A 22556-nucleotide genomic window follows, 5' to 3' on the forward strand; every position below is an offset into this window, starting at 1 on the left:
GCCGGTCAGTCCTCCGGTCGCTCGAGGACCGCGATGCATGTCAGAAACAGAATCTTGATATCGAGCCAGAGGGACCAGTTCTCGATGTAGTAGTTGTCCCATTCCGCGCGATCCGCGATGGGTGTCTGACCCCGCAAACCGTGTACCTGAGCCCAACCGGTGACCCCTGCTTTGACGCGGTGTCGTTCTCCGTAGCGTCGGATCTGCGCGGCGAACAGGTCGACGTATTCCGGTCGCTCGGGCCGTGGTCCGACCAGGCTCATGTCTCCGCGGAGGACGTTGATGAGCTGTGGAAGTTCGTCGAGCGAGGTCTGCCGCATGATCTTGCCGATCGTGGTGCGCCGGTCCACGCCTTCCACACCACCGGGCGCATCCCCCTCGACCCGAACGAACTCTGCGTCGGAATCGCGCGGTGGGCGCATCGATCGAAATTTCAGGCAGTCGAACGGGACTCCGTCACGGCCGATTCGTTGCTGTGCGAAGAAAATGGGGCCGGGCGAGCTGGACCGCACGAGCACCATGAGCAGAAGGAAGATCGGCGACAGAACGAGCAGACCCAATCCCGCGGCAATCCTGTCCAGTGCACCCTTGAGGATGAACTGCCACCCCCTGGGGTCGACGTGCCGAAGCACCATCAAGGGCAATCCACCGAGATGCTCTATGTGCGCGTGTATTCCGACGGTATCGAACATGCGAGGCACGAGCCAGACGCGAGTACCGGCCTGTTGTGCTGCACGAATCGCTGTTACTACTTGTTCGTGCGGAGCTGACGCAAACGCAATCACAACTTCTTCCACCCGATGCACTCGAATGATTCGAGGCAGGTCGGTGAGTGGTCCCAGATTCGAGAGTTCTTGGTGCCCAGCAGGATCGACGACGGTTACGGAGTCGACCGTCCCGACGGGATTCATCCCGTACTCGGAGAACTGCTTCATTCTGTGCGCCAGTTGATCCGATACGGGTCCGCTTCCGACGATGAGGGTCGGAGCACTCGAATGGCGTTTCGCCCGAAACCAGCGCTGCATCAACACACGGACCAGGCAGGTGATCGTGAGTGCACATGCTGCGCACAGCCACACGCGAATCATGACCGTGCCTGGACGAGAGGGAGTCTCGATGGCCAGAAGCAAGGCAAGCGTGATCAGAGTTGCGAAGGCAACAGCGGATTGAACCGGGCCGATTTCATCGATGAAATTTCGTCGAAGACCACGTCGGTAGAGTTTTCTCGAAGCCAGAAGCACAAGGAGTGTGGGCACGAACAACCACGGGTGCCAACCCAACGCTGTGAGGCTCCCGGACAGCCACTGCACACCTCCGGCTACGCCGATGGCGGCGGCGATCACGTCGACAGCGACGGTGATGATCGTCAGATAAGGGTCGTTACGAACTCGATCGGATAGGTTTCTTCCGAACCGCGCTCCTAGAGACTGCGCAGTTGCCGATCTCGTCATCGTTGATCCGCGGGCGTTCGACACGATACAGGCCTTCCGATTTCATGCCCTCAGAGCGGACAGGTCGTTCGGCATTCGACTTTTCGAACACCAAACAAATATCACCCTTTTCGATACTTCGACGCGCAACGGCAGGATCGTCGGTTCGAGGGTCGCCACAGAATATCTCGAACGAGTCCTGGAAACCGGCTTTCTATCGACGAATTCGCTCGCGAACAAGCCAGGCGATGTCTTCGAGAGTTTTTACATGTCCAGCGGTCCATTTACGCGGACGATAATCCCATACGTCCAATACCCCGACCGTGAAACCTGCTTCGGTCTTGATCGGAGCTCCCATGTAGGCAATCAGATCGGAGGTAGTGGCATCCGCGTGATCCCTCAGTAGGGCAGAGTCCCTGATATCAGGGGCCACCAACGTTTCTCCGGTTTCCACCACCAAACGACACGCCGACCGTTCCACCGCTACAGTCTGCGGCTGCGCTGCTGTTCCCGTGGTTCCGACGCTGGCTTTGACGAATTGCGTTCGATCGTCGACGAACGAGATCGACGCTCCTTGAGCTCCCATCGCGCGCAACGTCATTCGAGCCAGTTTGTCGAATTGCTCATCACGAGGACTGCCGAGCATGCCCGTAGCTCGCGCGGCGGCGACCCGGTCCACATCATCGATCAGCAGGTGCGTCGGCCCGCTCGACTGTCCGGGCAAATACGTGTCGGGATCGGTCAACTCGATGTTCTCGGCCTCGAAGCTACGGGCGTCCGCGAGCACGGCAGCCACTTCCGGCGAAGACTCTCGTTCGAGCTCCGAAACGAGCCGGGTGATAATTGCCCGACGCGCGTAGGTATTGAGAGACTCGCCGGCCTTGTCCGCATTTTGCGTCAAAAGCCTGTTGATTCGATCTCCGAATCCGGTTTTTCCTAAATCCACAGGTCTGACGGTAGTTCACTTTGCGCTCATCGGAGTAGTGAGCGCCAATTCAATTAACCGCACGATCGGTCCGTTATGAAATTATTGGGCACTCGAATTCCGGTGCCCGTCGAAATAATCGGCCACGTATTCCACTCACGACCCGGGCGGTGAGGCGATTCGCCTCGCTGACTCGACGACAAATCGGCGACGCGCTGCCCGTTCTTGCTGGTCGTGGGGTCCGGCGCCGGTGATCATTTCGGCGAGCTGCGGCACGGTCTGCCACCAGGCCGCCAACGCGATCAGTGCGAAGACCAAGTGCGCGGGATCGATTTCGGAATCGAGGAGGCCGTGTCGCTGGGCCTCGGCGAAGCGCGCCACTTTCTCGCGGTAGTGCGTCGTGCGCACCTCGGCGTGAGCCGGCAGGCCCGGCTGTAACCCCTCCCACTGCAGCAGGCGGCCCAGTTCGGGGTGGGACGCGTGATAGTCGTAGGTCGCGCCGGCAAATTCGCCGATGTCGTCCAAATCGACCCCCGCGAGTTCGACGCCGGTGGCAAGGCGCTCCAACTCGGTTGCCAGTACCAGGCCCCAGAGGGCCTTCTTGTCGCCGAAGTAGCTGTAGAGCCTCTCCTTGTTGACGCCTGATCGAGTTGCGATGGCCGCGACGGTCGTGCCCTCGAACCCGCGAGCTGCGAATTCCACCAGTGCGGCATCACGAAGTCGACGCCGTGTCCCGTCCGTGTCCCAGGCCATCCGCCGAGATTACCAACGTCCGAGTTGGAGATCGCAGGAACTCGGACTAATATTCCAACCACATCGTTGGAGTTGGAGAAAATCATGAAAGACATCGCGTTCCTTCCCGTAGAGATTCGTCGACCCGCGCCGGGCTCGGTGGCGCTCGTGACCGGCGGAAACAGTGGCATCGGTCTCGAGACGGCGAAACAACTGCTCGATCTCGGCGTAGAGGTATGGATCGGAGCGCGGGATCTCGACAAGGGGCGACGCGCAGCCGTGGAACTCGGCTCGGCCGCGCGCGTCGTGCAACTCGATGTCACGGATCCACCTTCGGTCGCCGCGGCCGTGCAACAGGTCGGCGAACTGGACATACTCGTGAACAACGCCGGAGTGAATCCGGGTAACGACGCCATCGACGGCACCACGCTCGAGCAGTTGCGTATGGCGTACGAGACCAACGTTTTCGGCCTCATCTCCGTCACGCAGGGATTCCTCCCCGCGTTGCACAGGTCGCCGCATCCACGCATCGTCAACGTATCCAGCGGAACCGGGTCACTCACGTGGAACAGCAGCCCCAACCCACAGTTCGACTGGGAACGAGTGCAGGGCGGCGGCGTGGCCTACCGAAGCTCGAAGACAGCCGTCAACGCCGTCACACTGCTGACAGCTCAGGCCCTCGACGAGAAGTTCAAGGTCAACGCCCTGGCACCAGGTCTGCGCCGCACCAACCTCATCGCTGGCATGTCGGCGGGCGGAGACCCGGCCGAGGCGGCCACGGGAGTGGTCCGTCTCGCCCTGCTGGCCGACGACGGCCCCACGGGAGCCCTGTGGTCTTGGGATGGAACGCGGGCGCCCTGGTAAGTGCAGCAACTCGCCTGTCCCACATTCGGAGTCCTCAGCCCACTAAACTGCACACGGGCCGGGGCGTCGTGTCGACCGAAGCCTGACGAAGGCCTATTTACTCAGGTGGAAGGTTCAGCACATGGCGCATAGCCCGACCGACGTTCGCCCGCAACGGACGAAGAAGAGGCGGCCGGTCCTCATTGCGGTGGGAGTGCTGCTCGTCGTGCTCATCGCCTTCCTCGCGTGGCTCGGGTACGAGGCCTATTCGGCGCAGAAGAGCCTGACCGCGACGCGAGATTCGGCAACACAGGCCAAGGACGCACTACTCGACGGCGATGTCGCCGGTGCCGAGGCCGCAGCGGCCAGTGCCTCGAAGTCCGCGGACGATGCGAAATCCTCCACCAGCTCCATTCCCTTCTCCATCGCTGCTGCCGTTCCCTATCTGGGCAGCCCGCTCGAGACGGTCTCTCAGATCACCGACATCGTTCACGGCCTGGCCGTCGATGTGTTGACGCCGGTCACCGCCGCCGGCCCGTCGCTCAATCCCAGCAGCCTGGTCGAAGGTGGCGGGCGCGTCGACACCGCTGCGCTGCGAGATGCACAACCGGTGTTGCAGCGGACCTCCGCCGCTGCGGAGGAACTGCGCGTGCGCGCCGAGGCCGTCGACGAGCCGGCTTTTCTCGGTGCTGTCGCCGAGGCCAGGACGTCACTGATCGATCAAACACATGATCTGGCAGGGCTTCTCACCAACACGAATATCGCGAGCCAGTTGCTGCCGTCGATGCTCGGCGACAACGGACCGCGTGCGTACTTCCTCGCCTTCCAGACCAACGCAGAGTCCCGCGGCACCGGCGGACTGCTCGGCGGTTACGGAATCATTCGGGCCGAGAACGGGACTGCCAGGGTCGACACGCTCGGCAGCAACAACGAACTCGAATTCGCCGAGCGCCCGATCGACCTCGGCCCCGAGTACAACGCCCTGTGGGGTCCGCGTAATACGACGACCGATTTCCGAAACTCGAACGCCAGCCCGCACTTTCCGTATGCGGGCCAGATCTGGTCGTCGATGTGGACCGAACAAACCGGTGAGGTACTGAACGGCACCATTGCCACCGACCCCATCGCGCTCAGCTACATCCTCGGTGCCACCGGGCCCGTCACTCTGGCCGACGGTGAGCAGATCACCGCCGACAACGTCGTCGAAATCACGCTCAGCACAGCGTATTCCAGGTTCGGTGACGATCAGGCTGCGCGAAAGGCGTATCTGCAGCAGATCTCGGCAGCAGTGGTCCAGAAAATGGTGAACGGCACCGCGCCCAGTAGCAAGCTGCTCGACGCAGTAGGCCGCGCCGGCAGCGAGGGTCGTATCTCTATCTGGAGCGCAGATCCGGCCGAGCAGGCCGTTCTCGCCGGGACGAAGGTCGGCCACACGCTGCCCGACAGCCCTGCTCCGTACGCCGATGTGGTCGTCAACAACGCCGGCGGCAACAAGCTCGATTACTACCTGACGCGCGACATTTCGTACACCGCGACGTCGTGCACCGACGGAACTCGGACGTCGACGGTGACGGCCACGCTCACCAACACCGTCGACCCGAACGGTCTGACGCCCTACGTGGCGAGCACCTTCCAACCCAACGTGCCGTACGGCACCAACGAGGCGATCGTCTACCTCTACGGAACGCAGGGCGCGACCATCACCGCAATGAAAGTCGATGGCGTGACAGGCTTTCCGATCCAGAGTGGTACCGAACTCGGCCGTCCGGTCAAGGCCGCGTACGTCACGATTCCGCCCGGGAAATCCAAGACCGTCACGTGGGAGCTGCAGGAGCCGTCGAGCCCGGGAGCTGCCACGGTTCCGGTTCAGCCCCTGGTGGATCAGCCGACCATCACCGTCGACGTTCCCCAGTGCTGAATCCCCAGAAGATCTAGATCGGCCGGAAACCGGCTCCAGGCCCGCCGGCGGCATCGAGGATATTTTTCGATGCCGTCGCCGAGGCGTACACGGTGGGGCCGATCACGGGTACCGAGTCTGCGTGACTGGCGATTCCGACCAGCGTGGTGCCGCTGACCAATGCACCGCCCGAGTCGGCCCACACCGTGGCCGTGTCGGTGACGATATCGCCGTCGGCGCGTACGTCCAGCACTGTCCCGCACGTGATGCCCGACGCTGCCCCGCTCTTGCACACTCGCTGTCCCGGTGCGGCAGTGCCGATGTCGGTGACAGTGACACCGCCGGCCGAGGACACCGGAATCACCTTGGCGGCGTCCAACACGACGACGCCGTAGTCAGGACCCCAATGCCCCAGCGCGGTGGTTCCGACGGGTCCCGCCTGTGGGTTCCCGATCAGGGTGACCGGCAGACCGGGTGCCAGTACGCAGTGTCCTGCGGTGAGGCCGACGAGCCGACCCGCAGCGTCGTATCCCACTGCCGCGAAGGAACAGGCGGTGAGGTCGTCGACTCCCCCGGTTGTCACGTATCCCGTGCCCGGCCCGACGACCGCTGTCGGTGCCGCGCTCGCCGGAGCGGCCAGTAGTGCAACGTTGACTGCAGCCACCACACCGACAACGGCGAGCGCTTTCGATCCGTGCATGGTCAATTCCTTCGATCGGTTGTGGGTGCCAGCGTGAACTGCACGACGTCGATGCGTGAGCTCCTGAATCGGTCGGAGCTACCGGTGAGGTACTGCACGTACTTGTCGTAGGTCGCCTGCGAAGACAACTCGATGGCTTTCTCGCGGGCCGCGACGAGCTTACCGGCCCATTCGTCGAGCGTCCGTGCGTAATGCGGCCCCAGTGCGTGCTCGCGGAGCAACTCGAATCCGGCCTCGGCCGATTTCGACTTGATCACCTTCACCAGGGTCAACTGTCCGCCGGGGAAGATGTCTCGCAGGATGAAGCGTGAGAAGTGCGCGTCCTCACGCGTCAGGCCGCCCGCAGCGGAGGTCGGATCGGGCGGTGTGATGACGATGGTGTGCAACAACATTCGGCCGTCGTCCGCCAACACCGAGCGGCACTTGTCGAAGAATGCGGAGTAGCGCTGACGCCGAAAATGCTCGAACGCACCGATACTGACGATTCTGTCGACGGGCTCGTCGAATTCCTCCCACCCCTGCAACCGGATGTCGACGACGCGGTCGCCGGGCAGAGCGGCAGCGAGCGTGCGGCCGTGCTCGTACTGATTTCGGCTCAACGTCAAACCGATCACGTTGACGTCGTATTTCTCGACGGCTCGCTTTGCGAGAGCTCCCCACCCGCAACCGATATCGAGCAACGTCATCCCCGGCTGCAGGTCGAGCTTGCCGAGCGCCAGGTCGATCTTGGCGGTCTGCGCTTCCTCGAGCGTCATGTCCTCGCGCTCGAAGTACGCGCAGCTGTACGTCATGCTCGGGTCGAGGAACAGCGCGAAGAAATCGTCCGACAAGTCGTAATGTGCCCGTACGTCATCGACGAACGGCTCCAGTTGGTTGTCCATCACGCCACACCCTTCGCTACAGAATCGATGCCGATCACTCGGCCCAGTGCACGGGCGCCGTGCTCGCCCAGCATGTCTTCGTGTTCCACATCGACCCGGTGAACCGAGATCCGGCCGTCGACGAAGTCTGTCCATTGCTCCGCGCCGTGCGAGCCCCTGGCGGCGAAATAGTGCACCGCGCCCTTGAACACGGCCGGATCGTACGACGCCACCCAGCTGGGGGCGAGCGCAACGGGCCGATACATTCGGCGTAGATGATCGACTGTGAGAAATCCCAATTCGCTTCTCGCCGCGTGCAATCGGTCCACGATGGTCTCGAACGAGGTGCCCTCGACGCCGAGCTGACGAGCAAGATCGCCGATGCCGAACTCCGCGGCACCCTCCGGTGCGGAACGCTGCGCGTCGACGAGCGCGAGCAGCGCCACGTCCTCGCCTTCCGACTGCAACTGCGCGGCCACGGCGTGCGCGATCACTCCGCCGAGGGACCACCCCACCAGGTGATAGGGCCCGTGGGCCTGAACGGTTCTGATCTCACGCACGTATCGCGCGGCGAACTCCTCGATGGACGACGGTGTTGCTTCACCGTTCGCGATACCCGGAACCTGTAGTCCGTACAGCGGGCGGTCGGTCTCGCCGAGCAGCGACAGGTAGCTCCATGCAATTCCGATGGCGGGATGCACGCAGAACAGCGGAGCACCGACGCCCCCGGCTCGCAGCGGAAGCAGCACATCGAACTCGTTGCCGGACAGAACATCACCGGTCTCGAGATAGGCGGCCAGGGTCGCGACCGTCGGGTGCAGGAGCAGCAGACTCACCGGTATCCGGCGGTCGAGTCGGCCTCCGAGCGCGTCCATCATCTGCACCACCGACAGCGAGTGCCCGCCGAGATCGAAGAAGTTGTCGTCGATACCGATGTGTTCGGCCGGGATGTGCAGCACCTCGGAGAACGCGGCGTGTACGAGAATTTCGAGCGGGGACGACGGAGCGCGCCGCTGGCTTGCCATCGGCGACGGAACCGGCAATCTGCTCACATCTACTTTGCCGGACAAGGTCATCGGCAGAGTGTCGACCACTGTCACCGTTTTGGGCACCATGAAGGCGGGCACTGTTCGGCCGAGGAATTCCCGCACCTCCCTCGGTTCGATGGGCCCCACCGCGTAGGCCGCCAGGGAACCCGACCGCCCGATCACGCTCGCCTGCCGGACATCCGGGTGGCGCAGCATCGATGCCTCCACCTCGGACAGCTCGACGCGGTGACCGCGAATCTTGACCTGCGAATCCACCCGTCCCAGATATTCGAGTTCCCGCTCACCGTTGCGCACGACCCAGCGGACGAGATCGCCGGTGCGGTAGAGCCGACCGTCACCGAACGGATCTGCCACGAAGCTGCATGCCGTCAGGCTCCGTCTGCCCAGATACCCCTCGGCCACACTGCCGCCGCCCAGATACAACTCCCCCATCACGTTGTCGGCCACCGGGCGTAGGCGTGCGTCGAGAACGACGGCGTCGACACCGCGGACCGGTCCGCCGATCGTCACCGGCGCTGCCGCGTCGGCCCGCAAATTCCAGTCCCGCTGATCGATGGTGCAGGTGCTCATGATCGTGCCCTCGGTGGGTCCGTAGGCGTTGAATACCGATCGGCCGCGCGACCATCGTTGCAGCAGAGCAGAATTGACGGCTTCTCCGGCCATGACCAGCACCCGCAGGGATGGGGTCGCCTCGGGGTCGGTCACCTGCAGGACGGTCGGTGTGAGGCAGGCGTGGGTCACCGCGTGCCGGTCGACGAGGGCTTCGAGTTCTCGTCCCGCATACACCTCGGCGGGCACGATCACTGCTCCCGCTCCGGCACCGAACGCCAGGAGCAGCTCGAAGATCGAGGCATCGAAACTGGGCGAGGCGAACTGGAGCACCCGCGAATCCGGTGTCACCCCGAAGAGGTCGTGCTGGCTCTGCACCAGGTCCGCGATGCCGCGGTGGGTCACCCGCACTCCCTTGGGCATCCCGGTCGATCCGGAGGTGTGGACGACGTAGGCGACGTCGTCGAGGTGCACCGGCGGAGCGTCGAAGTGGTCGAGCTGTTCGTCTCCCACTGTCAGCCAGTCGCTTCCGGCCGGTTCGAAGCCGGGCGACGCGATACCGATGACCGGCGCTGCATGGTCCAGGATCTCGTGCACGCGCGCCGACGGTTGCGTCGGGTCGATCGGTAGGTAGCCCGCGCCGGCCTTGGCCACGGCCCACACCGCGGTGACGAACGCCGCCGATCGGGGCAGGGCTACCGCGACCAGATCTCCCGGACGAACGCCGGATCGAACAAGCCTGTCCGCCAGCGCGTTCGACTGTCGATCGACCTCGAGATAGGTCGATGTGCGAGGACCGTCGATCACCGCGATGTTCTCCGGCCACTGCCGCGCGGCCCGCTGGAACACGGCACCGAGCGAGCAGCGTTCGACCGGACTGTCCCGATGAGCGAGGACGGCAGAATCGACCTGCCGGAATTCGCTGCTCCCCAGTCGAATGCCGGGCTGCGCTGCTACCAGTGCCAGGATCGACGTCAACCGCTCGGCGAATCCATCGATCACGGCCCGAGAGAACCGGGTGGCGGAGTAGCCGAGGTGCCCGATCAGGCCTGCCTCGGATTCTGCGACAACGACTTCCAGATCGAACTGCGTCGACGCGATGTCGATACGCCGCGGGGTGGCTGTGCTGCCGCCCAGTTCGATTGTCGGCGTTGCACTGTCACCGAATGCGAGCAGAACCTGGAACAGTGGATGGGTATCGACGGCGCGAGCCGGTTGCACTGCGTCGACCACCCACTCGAACGGCACATCCGAGTTGGCGAACGCATCGAGATCGCGGTCGCGTACCTCGGTCACGAACTCCGCGAACGTCTTCGACGGTGCAACCTCCGTCCTGAGGACGACGGTGCCGACGAACATGCCGACGAGGTCGTCGAGCGCTGGATCCGGCCGTCCGGCAACCGGCGTGCCGACGGCGATGTCCTGGGTGCCGCTCGCCTCGGCGAGCACTGCAGCCAGGGCAGCATGGACGAGAACGAAGAGCGTTGCACCCAGACGGTGCGCAAGCGACCGGAGTTCTGCGAGCGTGTCCGCATCGACCGTGAACGACACCGGGCTCGCGTCGAGTGCAGCATCGGGGGTTCCGGTCGGCAGCTCGAGGAAGTCGGGCAATCCAGTGAGGGTGACGCGCCAGAAGTCGAGCTGTTCGGCCGCGACAGCGCCCAGCACATCCTGCTGCCATCGGCGGTAGTCGGCGTAATCGACTGCAAGCGAGGTGAATCCGGGCTCGGTTCCGGCAATCCTCGCCGTGAGGGCGGTCTCGATGTCGCGGGCCAACGGACGCAGCGAGAGACCGTCGAGTGCAATGTGGTGGGCGACGACGGTCAGCACGCGCTCCTCGCCCCTCGTCGCCAACGTCAGTCGAATCGGCGGTTCGATGGTCAGATCGAAACCGTCCAACGCCGACATGCCGACGCGGTCGTCGTCGAGCATCGACACCACGGTCTGTGTAGCGAGAACCGAGGTGACCGGGCCGTCGGCCGTCGACGGGTACACCGTGCGCAGCGGTGTGTGCCGCTGCACCACGTCTGCGATCGCGGCGTGCAGGACGACGAGTTCGAGGCCTGCCGGAAGCGGCACCTCGAAGGCGATGTTGTAGGCGGCCGACGCCGGGTCGTACCTGTTCTGCAACCAGATTCGACGCTCGGCCGGGGCCAGTCCCCGGTACGAGCTCGCGTCCCCCCGGTGCACCAGGGCAGGCAGCGGAACGTATTTCTCGGACATCGTTTCGATCGCCGCATCGAGCAACTGTGCGGTGGGCGACTCGAAAAGGGTCCGCACCGGGACGCGGGTGCCGAGTGCCGCACCGATTCGGGTGGCCGCCCGAGTCGCGATCAGCGAGTCACCGCCGAGGACGAAAAAATTGTCGTCGACGGCAGGATTCTCGATTCCCAACGTGTCTGCGAAGATCCCGAGGATGACCTCCTGCGCCAACGTACGTACGGCCGCAGGGTCGCCGACGATGTGGTCGGGCGCGTCCAACGCCGATGTATCGACCTTGCCGTTGGCGGTCAACGGAATTCGGTCGATGCGAGCGATGGCCGACGGCATCATCGACAGCGGAAGGTGAGCCAGTAACCACTGAGCGGCCTCGGGCTCGTCGATACCGACCACCCACGCGAGTATCCGGTTCTCGCGTACTGCCGCCGCTGCCCCGCGCACGTCGGGATGGGCGAGGAGCGCAGACTCGATGTCTCCCAATTCGATACGAACACCGCGGATCTGCACCTGTGAGTCGCGTCGACCCCGGTAGTCCAGCAGACCCGATACTTCTCGCCGCACCAGATCGCCGGTTCGGTACAGCCGGGTGCCGTCAGGGCTTGCAACAAATCGTTCGGCGGTAGCCGCTGGCTGCGAGCGGTATCCGCGCGCCAAGCCAGCACCTCCGAGATACAGCTCTCCGACGCCCCCCGGCGGCACCGGATGCAGTCGGGCGTCGAGGACATGTGCGGCAACGTGTTCCAGCGGACGCCCGATGGTGACCGGGCCGCCGGCATGGAGCGCGTCGGTGAGGGTGGCCACCACCGTCGCCTCGGTGGGACCGTACGCGTTGAGCATCAGCCGACCGGGCGACCAGCTGTTCACGACGTCGGTGCCCAGAACGTCACCGCCGACGGCGATCGTCTCGATCCCGGGCGTCGGCGGAACCGTGGCGAGTACGGCGGGCGTGGACAGGTAGTGCGTGACGCGGTGCGTGGTGAGGAATTGCGCGACCTCGTCACCGTCGAGAAGATCCTGGGGCGCGATCACCATGGTCGCCCCGGCCCCGAAGGCCAGCACCAGTTCGAGGACAGCAGCGTCGAAACCGACCGAATAGCCGTGCAGCACGCGTGAACTGGACGAGACGCCGTACCGCGGGACCACCTGCTGAGCGAGGGCGTGCACACCGTGATGAGTCACCACGACGGGTTTGGGTGTTCCGGTGGAACCCGAGGTGTGGATGACGTATGCCGGGTGTGTGGGTGTCAGCGCGCCGCGACGGTCGTCGTCGGTGACCGGCCGGTCGCTGAACGTCTGCGCATCGGATTCGGCAATCCACTCGACTCCGGCCTCGCGGTCGATGCCTGCATCGGGTCCACCGAAGCCGATGGCAACGTCCTGCAGCATCTGACGGCGTCGCACAGCGGGGTAGTGCGGATCCACGGGCACGAACGCGCCACCGGACTTGACCACAGCCCACAGCGCCAAAATGTACTCGGCCGAGCGTTCGAGAGAGAGTGCCACGAGCGATTCCGGGCCGACGCCTCGGGCGATCAGTAGCCGAGCGATCCTGTTCGAGCGTCGATCGAGTTCTCCGTACGTGATCCGAACGTCGCCGTCGATGGCGACAGCATCGCCGATAGCCGTTGCCGCACCCTGCAGTACATCGAGAAGCGTTCCGCCTGTACTCACCGCCGGCCGCTGTGACGCGGCGGCAAGAGCAAGGTCGCCGACGACGAACGACGGGTCCGTCACCGCGGCTCGCAGAATCTTCAGCACCACGGCCGCGAACTGTTCGACGGTGTCTCGGCGGTACAGGTCCACCGCGTATTCGATCTGTCCTTCGATTCCGCCCGACTCGAGGTTCCCCGATGTGCCGTCGGCCGTGACGGTTTCGGTGAGAACCAGATTGAGGTCGAACTCCGAGGTGTGGGTGGGTACCGGCAGTACGGAGATCGGCAGATCCTCCACCGAGCGGTGCGGTGCGTTGTCGAAGGCCAGCATCACCTTGAAGATCGGGTGGCGGTCGAGGGATCGATCCGTCGCCAAGGCGTCGACGATGCGCTCGAACGGCAGCTCGGAATGCGCAAACGCAGCGAGATCGGTGGTGCGCACTGCGTCGAGCAGGTTCTCGAAGCTGTCCGAGGGATTCACCGTCACTGCAAGCGGCACGGTACCGACGAACATTCCGACCATCTCGTCGAGGGCCTCGTGGCCTCTGCCTGCCGACGGGGACCCGACGACGGTTCGGTTCGACTCGCCGAATCGGCTCAGCGCGGCAGCCACGGCTGCATGTACGACCATGAACGTGGTCGAGTTGGTGGCGCGGGCAAACCGCCGCACGGCCGAGTGCAGACTGGGATCGATCTCGATGGGAACGTCCGCGGTGACCATGGATTGCACGGCAGGCCTGGGGAAGTCGCGTGGTATACCGGCCAACTCGGTGCCGGTGTCTCGTAGAACGGACGTCCAGTACTCGAGTTGTTCGGCTTCCGTCGAATCCACCACCGCTCGGTTCCACACGGCGTACTGGCTGTACTGGGCGGGCAGTCGCGGCCAGGTGGGTGCATGGCCTGCGCTGCGGGCGGCGTGTGCGACAGCGAAATCGCGTACGAGGGGGTCGATCGACCAACCGTCGATCGCAATGTGGTGCAGCACGATCACCACCACGGTCTCGCCGGACTCCCCGGTGGTGAGTAGCGCCGCGCGGATGGGTACCTCGGTCGCCACGTCGAAACCGATGGATGCGAGTTCCGCTATGGCGGAATGAAGTTCGGCGACCGTGCGCGTCGGAACCTCGGGGAGAACCTGACCGGTGGGCCGGATTACCTGATGTGGCCCTTCGCCGTCGTCGGGGAAGTAGGTGCGCAGCGATTCGTGTCGCTCGAGCACGTCGCGTAGGGCGGTCATCGTCAACGAGGGATCGGTCTCCCGCGGCAGTCGAAGCGCAACCGGCATGATGTACGCCGTGGAGCCGGTATCGAATTGGTTGAGAAACCACATTCTCTGTTGCGCGTACGAGAGCGGAATCCGTTGGGGCAAAACAGTATCGAGCAGTTCGAGCGTAGTGTTGTGCGCGGGTGCGGAGTCGAGGGCGGCAGCTACCGCTCGCACGGTGGGGGTGGCGAACAGTACGGGGAGCGCAATCCCCGAGCCGAGTCGGGCCAGAACCCTGGTGGCGCTGAGCGAATCGCCGCCGAGCTCGAAGAAGGAGTGTTCGCGGCCAACCTGCGCAACACCGAGTACATCGGCGAACACTCCGGCCACCGTACGTTCCGTGTCGGTCTGCGGCGGCACGTAGTCGGTGTGTATCGGCGCGGTGGGGGCCGGTAGTGCACGGCGGTCGACCTTGCCGCCCGCCGTCATCGGCAGTGCGTCCAGGACCACGATGTGGCTGGGAACCATCCACGCGGGCAGGCGGTTCCGAAGATGGCTCTCCAGTCCCTCCGAGGTTCCGGTGACATAGAGGGCCAGCCTGTTGTCGCGAACGACGGCCGCTGCGGCAGTCACTCCCACGAACGTTGTTGCGATGGTTTCGATTTCCCCGAGTTCGAGACGACGCCCTCGCAGTTGGATCTGCTGATCACCCCGGCCGAGATACTCGAGCGAGGTGCCGTCGAACGACCAGCGGACGATGTCGCCCGTGCGATACAGCCGCGCTCCGGTGATGCCCGGGTCTGCGACGAATCGCGTCGATGTGACGCCGGCCTGCCCGCTGTACCCGCGGGCGAGTCCGTCGCCACCGAGATACAGCTCGCCGACGCCCCCGTACGGCGTGGGCCGCAGGTGGGCGTCGAGTACCAGCGCGCGGACTCCCGGGAGCGGAGCCCCGATGGTGACGCGTTCACCGGTCACCATCGGTGATGACAGCGTCGCCAATACCGTTGTCTCGGTTGGTCCGTAGGCGTTGAGCATGACCCGCTCCGGCGTGGCGAATCTGTCGCGTAGCGCCGGCGGGCATTCTTCGCCGCCGACGTCGAACACGTCGATGTCGCGTAGATCCTCGGGGTCGAGGGTGGCCAGGACGGTCGGCGAGGTGATCAGATGCGTGATCTTCTCGCTGCTCAGCAGCTCGGCCAAGGCCGGTCCTGCGTAGACATCGGATGGGGCGATCACCAACGTTGCACCCGCAGCGAATGCGGCCAGAAGTTCCTGGATGGAGGCGTCGAACACCGGGGACGCGAGATGCAGTACACGCGCGATGCTGGTGACGCCGTATCGGTCGACTACATTGGCTGCCAATTGGGCGAGTCCACGGTGACTGATGCTGACGGCCTTGGGTTTTCCGGTGGACCCCGAGGTGTGGATGACGTACGCCTCGTTGTCGATGTGCACGTTCGGCGGCGTGAACGGTAGTGCGTCCGCGTCGAGCAGGTCCTCGATGGCGAGCCATCGGACCGTGGTCGGGAGCCGTTGCAGCACAGCGCGAGTGGTGATGCCGATATCGAGGCGTGCGTCGGCGAGTACTGCGGCCAGCCGCTCGGTGGGCTCGGTGGGGTCGAGTGGAACGAACGATGCGCCCGCAGTCGAGACGGACCACGAAGCCAGTACGGATTCGTAGGAGCGTTCCAGTGCCACCGCAACGCGCCGCTCTGTGCCTGCGCCGATCGAGATCAGCTGCGCAGCAATATGTTCCGCTGCGTTGACGAACTCTGCGCTGGATCGATCGACACCCGCCGCACGCACCACGGCACCGCTCGTCAGCATCGAGACCAGCGGCGCGGGTGTTGCGGTGGCCGCCGGTGGAGCGCCGAGCAGCGCTGCCGTCTCGTCGGCGTCGAGCACATCGAGCTCGGATACGGTGAGCCCGTCGGGTGCATCCACCAGGGCGCGCAGTAGCACCAGGAAACGGCGGTGGTGGGCTGCGAGCTCGTCGGCGGTGTAGAGGGCCGGGTTACCGAGGAAGTCGACGCGGGTACTGGTTCCGGCGACTCCGGGGTAGACGTTGACCATCATGTCGTCGATGGGCCCGCTGGAGAGCACGCGGTATTCGCCGATGACGTCGCCGAGCCGAATTGTGCTGTTGTACATCATGATGTTGACCGTGGGGCCGAACACTCCGCGTCCTGCGGCGGCACTGTGAGTGCCTTCGCCGGTTTCCCGCTGCATGTCCTCGACGCGGAATCGCTGGTGGCGCAGCGCTCCGGTGAGTTCCACCTGAATCCGTCGCAGGAGTTCCTCGACGGTCACTCCCTGTTCGACGCCGATGCGCAGGGGCACGATGTTGGACATCATGCCGGACGAGTCGCGCAGTTTGGTTGTCGCTCGGCCAGATACCGGGAGGCTGAGCATGGCGTCTTCGGTGTCGGTCATCCGCGCGAGATAGAGCGCAAATGTGGCGAGGACGACGGGGACGTCGGAGGAGTTGTACCGGTGCGCTACTGCTGCCACGGCGGCGGTGAGGTCTGCATCCAGGACGGCACCTACGCTCACCGTCACTCCGCTGGGTGCAGCTCGCGCGCTCGGGGCGCCGGCCAGCCTCGGTGCTTCGAGGTGGCCGTCGAGACGTCCGAGCCAGTACTGGCGATCGGTGTCGTAGCGGGAGGAGTTGGGGTACGCGGCCTCGTAGTCGTAGATCTCCCGCACGCCGATGGCGCGGGTCTTCGGGATCTCGGTACCGGTGATCAGCGCGGTGTACACCGCCGCTGTGCGTTCCTGGACGGAGATTGCGCCGAGTCCGTCCATGACGATGTGGTGGGCGCGGCTGTACCAGTAGTAGTGACTGTCGCCGACTTGGATGATTTCGGAGGCGATCAGTTGGTCGCGCACCAGATCGACGGGTCGACGGTACTGCTCGTCCATGTAGCGCTGAGCATCCTCGACGGGAAGTTCGCGGTCTCTGTAGTCGCGATAGATCATCGCGTACGGCACGCGGAGGTCCACCCACTGGTAAGGATGGCCGTCGTCCGACCCGATCCGCACCGCCGGAGATTCGAGCTGTCGGCACGCGATGTCCGTGGCCCGAATCAACATCGATGGATCGATGTCGCCCCGAATCTCGACGTATTGGGCGATGGTGAACGGTACGTCGGGTGCAAGCTGCTGGGCGAGGTAGATATTCATCTGCGCAGCGGAAAGCGGGAAGCGACCATCCTCGTCGGTCGGCCCAGCGATCCGTGACGACACCTGCCACACCCTCCTCAACAGTGACTGCCCGACAGCTGCGCTTCCCTTCTCGCACAAGTCGTTCAGCAAGAGTCACACCGCCGTCGACCCACCCGATTCTCGAGGACCTGTTACCCGCGGGACGGATCGGTCCTGTTCTTCGAGACAGCCGACGAGGGGCCGTGCACCCTCTCTTCGGTTGTGCGCTTACTTTCGCAAACCGGGGTTTTCGTTACCGTTTCTGGGCAGGTCGGTGGACACTTCGGGACGGCGTGCTCGTGCGTAGGGCACTGCGCTGGGAGCCGCGGCGCGTGCGGTTGCGGTGGGTGCCGCTGATGCAGTCTGGACCGAGCCGGGGTGGACCGACGCAGGCTGCGGCGGCGCAGGTGCCGCGGCAGGGGTCGGCGGAGCTGCCGGAGCCGGCGGTGCGACCGGCGTCTGCGGCGCGGGAACCGGCGGTGCCGTTTGCCGCGGCAGACTGGTATCGGCCGAGTAGTTGTACGAGTAGCTGTACATGTCGCCCTTCTTGGACGGCGTCAATGCCAGCACCACACCCAGGACGTTCGCCCCGATGGTTTCGAGATTGCCGATGGCTCTGGACAATTCGTTGGTCTTGGTGTGTCCGTACCGGGTCACCATGAGAGCGCCGTCGCTGTGGGTGGTGAGGACGGCCGAGTCGGTGACGGGCAGCAGCGGGGCACCGTCGACGATGACGTAATCGAACTTGGAGCGAAGCTCGACCATGAGTGCACGAGATGCCTCGGACCCCAACAGTTCGGACGGGTTCGGCGGCAGCGGACCGGAGGCCAACGCCTGCAGGCCCTCGTACTTGGTCGGCTGCAGTACTTCGTCCACGTTGGCCTGCCCCGCGAGGACGGTGCTCAGACCGACGGAACCGATGAGGCCCATGTACTTCGAGATGCGGGGACGACGCAGATCACCCTCGACGAGAACGACGTGGTGGCCGGCTTCGGCAAGCGAGATAGCCAGGTTCACGGCAGTGGTCGTCTTGCCCTCACTCGGAATGGCACTGGTGACGACGATGACGCGTGGTGGATGATCGACTTCGAGGAACTGCAAGTTGGTACGGAGCTCACGGAAGGCTTCGGCGCTGGACGACTGCGAAAGGTCCTGGAAGTCGACGGCCGGATGTGTTTTGCGTTCCTTGTCGAACGGAATGGTGCCGACCAGCGGCTTGCCGGAGATCGCCTCGATTTCGCGGCGGCCCTTGAGCGTGTTGTCCAGACGATCACGCAGTACCGCGAGTGCGATACCGAGCAAAAGGCCGACGGCCGCACCGAGGGCGAGGTTGCGTTTGGTGTTAGGGCTGACCGGCGTCGACGACGCATCGGCCTGTTGGAAAGTCTTCACGCCGGCCGACGGAGTGCCTCCGTCCTCGGGAGTTTCCAGATCGCGTACCTGCGTCGTCAGCTCCGACGCCATGGCGTTGGCGATATCGCGAGCCCGCGCCGGGGAGGGGTCGGTGACGGTGATGTCGAACAGGACGGTGTCGGGAGTCGACGACGCCTTGACCTTGGCAGCCAGTTGCGACGGCGTCAGACCGAGCGGCAGAACATCGAGAACACGGGCGGCGAGCGCCTCGCTGGTCACCAACTCGGAGTACGAGGCCACGCGCTGCTGGGAGAACAAGTTGCCCTGATACGTCTCGCTCACCGACGTTCCACCGGAGGTGGAGACGAACATTCTGGCGCTCGACTCGTACAACGGCGTCGTCAGAAGAGACGCACCCAAGGCCCCCAGGACCGCTACCACCACGGTGACGGCGATGATGATCCACCGCGCCTTCAGGATTTTCAAATAATCCTGTATCTCCATGCTTCGAGCTCCTCGTCCGTTCGTGCTGCTCGCAACGTGTCACTGCGTGGCTCAATCGTTACATAGGTAATTGGTTTCTGTGCACCGGATGAGATGCCGCCACGTTTTCGACAATTCATTCGTTTGATTCACGAGCCCTATCAAGTAAATGTCCCGTTGTGACTAATCACTGGCATGACGCAGCCCGATTTCCGCCCGCGGAGAATACGGACGCCCGCCACTGCTGGCCACTACCAACCCCACTCCCCACCCTTCGGTGCAGCGACGATAGGCACCAACAGGGCGGCTACGAAACCCAGGGTGATTCTCGACACTCCGTCACCGAGGTGCGCTTTCGTGCAGAATTACCACGTTTCCTCTGGGTACAGGGTTCGACCGACCGTCGCGAATCAGCGACGAAGTGAGAAGGTTGTAATAGCCCTTGTACTGCTTTCATTCGTTACGTTTTCGATGTTTGCGTACCCACTCCCAGGGCCGCACTTCGAACTACCCCTCTTTCAACGCCTGCTCCACCGCACGCGCTATGGCGGCGTGACCGCTGTCGCCGACGTGAACTCCGTCCGGGACGAGCATGTTCTCGTCGATGACGTCCGGGTCGGTGAGAGACACGAATTCGCCTCGGACCGCATTCACCGCGTCACGAATCACCCCCTCGTACGCAGTGGCGAACGGCGGCACATCGCCTGCTGACGAGGGGCCGACCGCGATGATGCGAGCAGTGGGAAGACCTGTACGCAGCGTGCCCATGGTGTTGTAGATCGAATTGACGACGCCCGTTGGGTCCCGAACGAACTCCGCGAAGTCGTTGGAGCCGCCGCCGACGACCACGATCGGCGGGCCGAGTGTGACCACGTACCCTGCCATCTCCTCGAAGCTGCCGCATCGCTCGGCTCCGCATCCCGGCGCGGCGAGGGCATATCCGGTGGAACCGATTCCGATGTTCTCCTCGGTCCAGAACTTGTCGGCCGCCACCAACGACGTCCACCGCTTGTCGAGATCGCTTGCGCCTGCACCGGACACATAGGAGTCCCCGAAAAATACCGCGAGCGGCCCACCGTTGGTGATCGGAACCGAAGGCGCAGCCACTGGAGCTGCTCGCTCGACGCGGCTCGCGTCGTAGCGTAGGCCCACGCCGACAGCACCCAGAGCCACGATGATTGCCACCAGCAACAGCAGCAGTCTCCTACCTCGAAACATGCTGTGCCGCCTTTGCGTATCGCTCATCGAGTGTGCGTGCGACGGCATCCGTGCCGAACTCCTCGCGCGCCGCTGTTCGCCCACGCCTGCCCATCTCGGTGCGCGCGTCGACGTCCAGCAGAAGCGAGCGCACTGCGTCGACGAGCGGTTGCAGTTCACCGGCCGGCACCACAAATCCGCAGCCGATACGCAGGATGTCAGGGGCCAGACCACAACTGTCGGTGACGACCACAGGCAGCCCAACCGCCATGGCTTCGAGTACCGACATCGGGTACGGCTCGTCGACTGCAGGCAGCACGTAGATCGCGGCCGCACTCATGCGCTCCGCTGTCTCGTCCGGTGCGCACGGTCCTTCCCAACGAATTCGAGCCCGGACCCGCTGCGCGATACCGGCTGCGGTTCCTCCGTCCGGTCCCACCAGAGCGAAAGTCGTCGAGTGATCCTCCAGTACCAGGATTTCGGCCATGTCCACGAAGAGATCGGCGCGTTTGCGCGGAGCCAGGCGAGCAAGAAAGAGCACTTCGAGAGTCGTGTTCGGAGCTTTCTCCGGCAGTGCGGGAACACCGTTGATCACCTTCGACAATCGCAACGTCGGACCCGCGACGTCTATCAGATCGGATCGTTCGCGCTCGGTGAGGTAGCACACCGCTGCTGCACTGCGGAGCACCGAACGCGTCACCAGGGCATCGAGCGGAGCCGCGAGAAGCTTGTCGCTCGGGTCGATCATCCCGTGTGTCTGGACCACCGACGCGATTCCCAGCAATCGGCACAGTCGGGCCGCGGGAAGCGTCACCAGGTCTCGCGCGAGGTGTACGTGGACTACATCGAATCGGTTGCGATTGTTGATGATCCACCGCAGCATGCCGGGGGCAGACAGCCCGGCGAACCCGCTGCGGGGAATCAGCGTCCGCGGGCGGAACAGTTCGATGTCGAACCCTTCGACTGCCGGCACCGGCCCGATTCCAGCCGCTAGAACCGTTACCTCGTGCCCCATGCCTGCGAGCGCGGCGGATTGATTCAGCGCCACTCGCGTCGGGCCTCCGTAGGCACCATCCGTGGAGATCAGCGTCACCACTTGCAGTATGCGCATCGATCAGTCCTTCGGACGCGCGGCCGGTGCGAGTACCGTCGCACCGTCGCCGACATCCGTGGTGACGAGTGCTGTCGCGCCGATCGTGGCGTCGTCGCCGATGGTCACTCCCCGCAGAATCGTTGCTTGTGCCGCAATCCAGGCACGGTCGCCGACGACTATGGGGGCGTTGTCGAACTCGAATGTCGCAGAACGCCTGTCATGGCTTCCGGTGCACAGAAGCACGGCCTGGGAGATGCAGGTGTCGGTTCCGATCGTCACCGGTTCCAAGTTCAGAATCCAGGCGTCCTCACCGATCCACGTATTGTCGCCAACTGTGAGCTTCCAGGGCCAGTGGATGCGCACACGATGCCGAATCAACACTCCGACGCCGATCTTCGCGCCGAACATTCGGAGGACGCGCAGTCGAATGGCGTTTGGGCACCACCATTGCGAGACCAACAGGCTCGACGCGAGCATCCACATCACCTGGATCGGGAAGGCTCTGCCCTTGCTGTATCCCGCTCCCGTGAAACCTGCAAGCGATCGGCCGGTCACGTCCGTTTCCTGAGTGGTTGCGCGAGCGGCGCAGCCATGACCGTGCCCGGCGGAACGTCCTTCACCACAACTGCATTCGCCCCTATGGTGACTCCGTCTCCGAGCACGATGGGTCCAGCGACAACCGCACCCGCCGCCACCATCACATCGTCGCCGATCGTGGGCCGCCCCTTCGGTGAATAACCGACTGACGCGTGCTGGTTGACCCAGAAATTTCGGCCGATCGACGTGGCCGAAACCATGATTCCGTTACCGTGGTGAAGAAAGATTCCCGGACCGATGGAGTCCGACTCGAGAAGTATGGTCTGGTCCGGCCGGTAGAGCATCTTCATGATCACGCGAACAGGAAGCGGACTCTGGCGCAGGCGAAAGTGGACCACGTTTCGGAATTCGCGCAGAGCACCGGCCAGGTAGGCGAACCGCGAGTACTCGTCCAGTGGCACTAGGGCGTCGTTACCGATGCACTCGATCCACCGCGCCACATCGGCTCGCATCAGATCCGTGTTTCCCGAGGTGGTGACGCCCCACCACAATGGCTTCGCCCAGATGCGAGCCAGGCGAATCAGAACGGACTTCTTCGCGGTGTACGGCGGCATGGGTGCAATCT

The 22556-nt window shown here is 64.2% G+C and carries 13 protein-coding genes; 2 read left to right on the top strand and 11 right to left on the bottom strand.

Annotated features, from left to right (window positions below):
* Positions 1-5 precede the first annotated feature (5 nt).
* The 3 genes from ACNEOT_RS19270 to ACNEOT_RS19280 form a co-directional block, all read right to left on the bottom strand.
* Positions 6-1451 (bottom strand): sugar transferase, encoded by a 1446-nt coding sequence (locus tag ACNEOT_RS19270; protein ID WP_415976026.1) that lies wholly within the window; start codon positions 1449-1451, stop codon positions 6-8.
* A gap of 193 nt (positions 1452-1644) precedes the next feature.
* The gene (locus tag ACNEOT_RS19275; protein ID WP_415976027.1) at positions 1645-2376 is read right to left on the bottom strand and encodes a GAF domain-containing protein; all 732 of its coding nucleotides are present in this window, start codon (positions 2374-2376) and stop codon (positions 1645-1647) included.
* Between the two features lie 135 nt (positions 2377-2511).
* Positions 2512-3108, bottom strand: coding sequence for a TetR family transcriptional regulator (locus tag ACNEOT_RS19280; RefSeq protein WP_415976029.1), 597 nt, complete (start codon positions 3106-3108; stop codon positions 2512-2514).
* Between the two features lie 84 nt (positions 3109-3192).
* Here ACNEOT_RS19280 and ACNEOT_RS19285 point away from each other — a divergent pair, with 84 nt between their 5' ends.
* Together ACNEOT_RS19285 and ACNEOT_RS19290 are read left to right on the top strand one after the other, a co-directional pair.
* Positions 3193-3951 carry an SDR family NAD(P)-dependent oxidoreductase gene (locus tag ACNEOT_RS19285; RefSeq protein ID WP_415976031.1) on the top strand — a complete coding sequence of 253 codons (759 nt, stop codon included), beginning with the start codon at positions 3193-3195 and terminating at the stop codon, positions 3949-3951.
* Positions 3952-4072: 121 nt separating this feature from the next.
* Entirely contained in the window at positions 4073-5848 is a 1776-nt protein-coding gene (locus ACNEOT_RS19290; RefSeq protein ID WP_415976032.1) for a DUF4012 domain-containing protein, read from the top strand.
* Between the two features lie 13 nt (positions 5849-5861).
* Here the strand turns inward: ACNEOT_RS19290 and ACNEOT_RS19295 are convergent, their stop codons facing one another.
* The 8 genes from ACNEOT_RS19295 to ACNEOT_RS19330 all read right to left on the bottom strand — a co-directional run bounded on the left by ACNEOT_RS19295 (position 5862) and on the right by ACNEOT_RS19330 (position 22545).
* Positions 5862-6527: a hypothetical protein gene (locus tag ACNEOT_RS19295; RefSeq protein ID WP_415976033.1), complete on the bottom strand. Its 666-nt coding sequence runs from the start codon at positions 6525-6527 to the stop codon at positions 5862-5864.
* A 2-nt stretch (positions 6528-6529) separates the two neighbouring features.
* Positions 6530-7408 (bottom strand): cyclopropane mycolic acid synthase family methyltransferase, encoded by an 879-nt coding sequence (locus tag ACNEOT_RS19300; protein ID WP_415976035.1) that lies wholly within the window; start codon positions 7406-7408, stop codon positions 6530-6532.
* A complete protein-coding gene (locus ACNEOT_RS19305; protein ID WP_415976037.1) occupies positions 7408-17310 on the bottom strand; it encodes an amino acid adenylation domain-containing protein in 9903 nt (3300 codons plus the stop codon). Before ACNEOT_RS19305 ends, ACNEOT_RS19300 begins: the two co-directional genes overlap by 1 nt.
* A gap of 186 nt (positions 17311-17496) precedes the next feature.
* On the bottom strand, positions 17497-19125 hold the full coding sequence (locus ACNEOT_RS19310; RefSeq protein WP_415976039.1) for a polysaccharide biosynthesis tyrosine autokinase: 1629 nt from the start codon (positions 19123-19125) through the stop codon (positions 17497-17499).
* Positions 19126-19611: 486 nt separating this feature from the next.
* Entirely contained in the window at positions 19612-20322 is a 711-nt protein-coding gene (locus ACNEOT_RS19315; RefSeq protein WP_415976041.1) for an SGNH/GDSL hydrolase family protein, read from the bottom strand.
* Positions 20309-21412: a glycosyltransferase gene (locus tag ACNEOT_RS19320; RefSeq protein WP_415976043.1), complete on the bottom strand. Its 1104-nt coding sequence runs from the start codon at positions 21410-21412 to the stop codon at positions 20309-20311. The genes ACNEOT_RS19315 and ACNEOT_RS19320 overlap by 14 nt, the downstream gene beginning before the upstream one ends.
* Positions 21413-21415: 3 nt before the next feature.
* Complete coding sequence (locus tag ACNEOT_RS19325; RefSeq protein WP_415976045.1) at positions 21416-21949, bottom strand: DapH/DapD/GlmU-related protein; 534 nt, start codon at positions 21947-21949, stop codon at positions 21416-21418.
* A complete protein-coding gene (locus tag ACNEOT_RS19330; RefSeq protein WP_415976046.1) occupies positions 21946-22545 on the bottom strand; it encodes a serine acetyltransferase in 600 nt (199 codons plus the stop codon). Before ACNEOT_RS19330 ends, ACNEOT_RS19325 begins: the two co-directional genes overlap by 4 nt.
* Positions 22546-22556 lie beyond the last annotated feature (11 nt).

The organism is Rhodococcus sp. 077-4, from assembly GCF_047782425.1.
Lineage (GTDB): Bacteria > Actinomycetota > Actinomycetes > Mycobacteriales > Mycobacteriaceae > Rhodococcoides.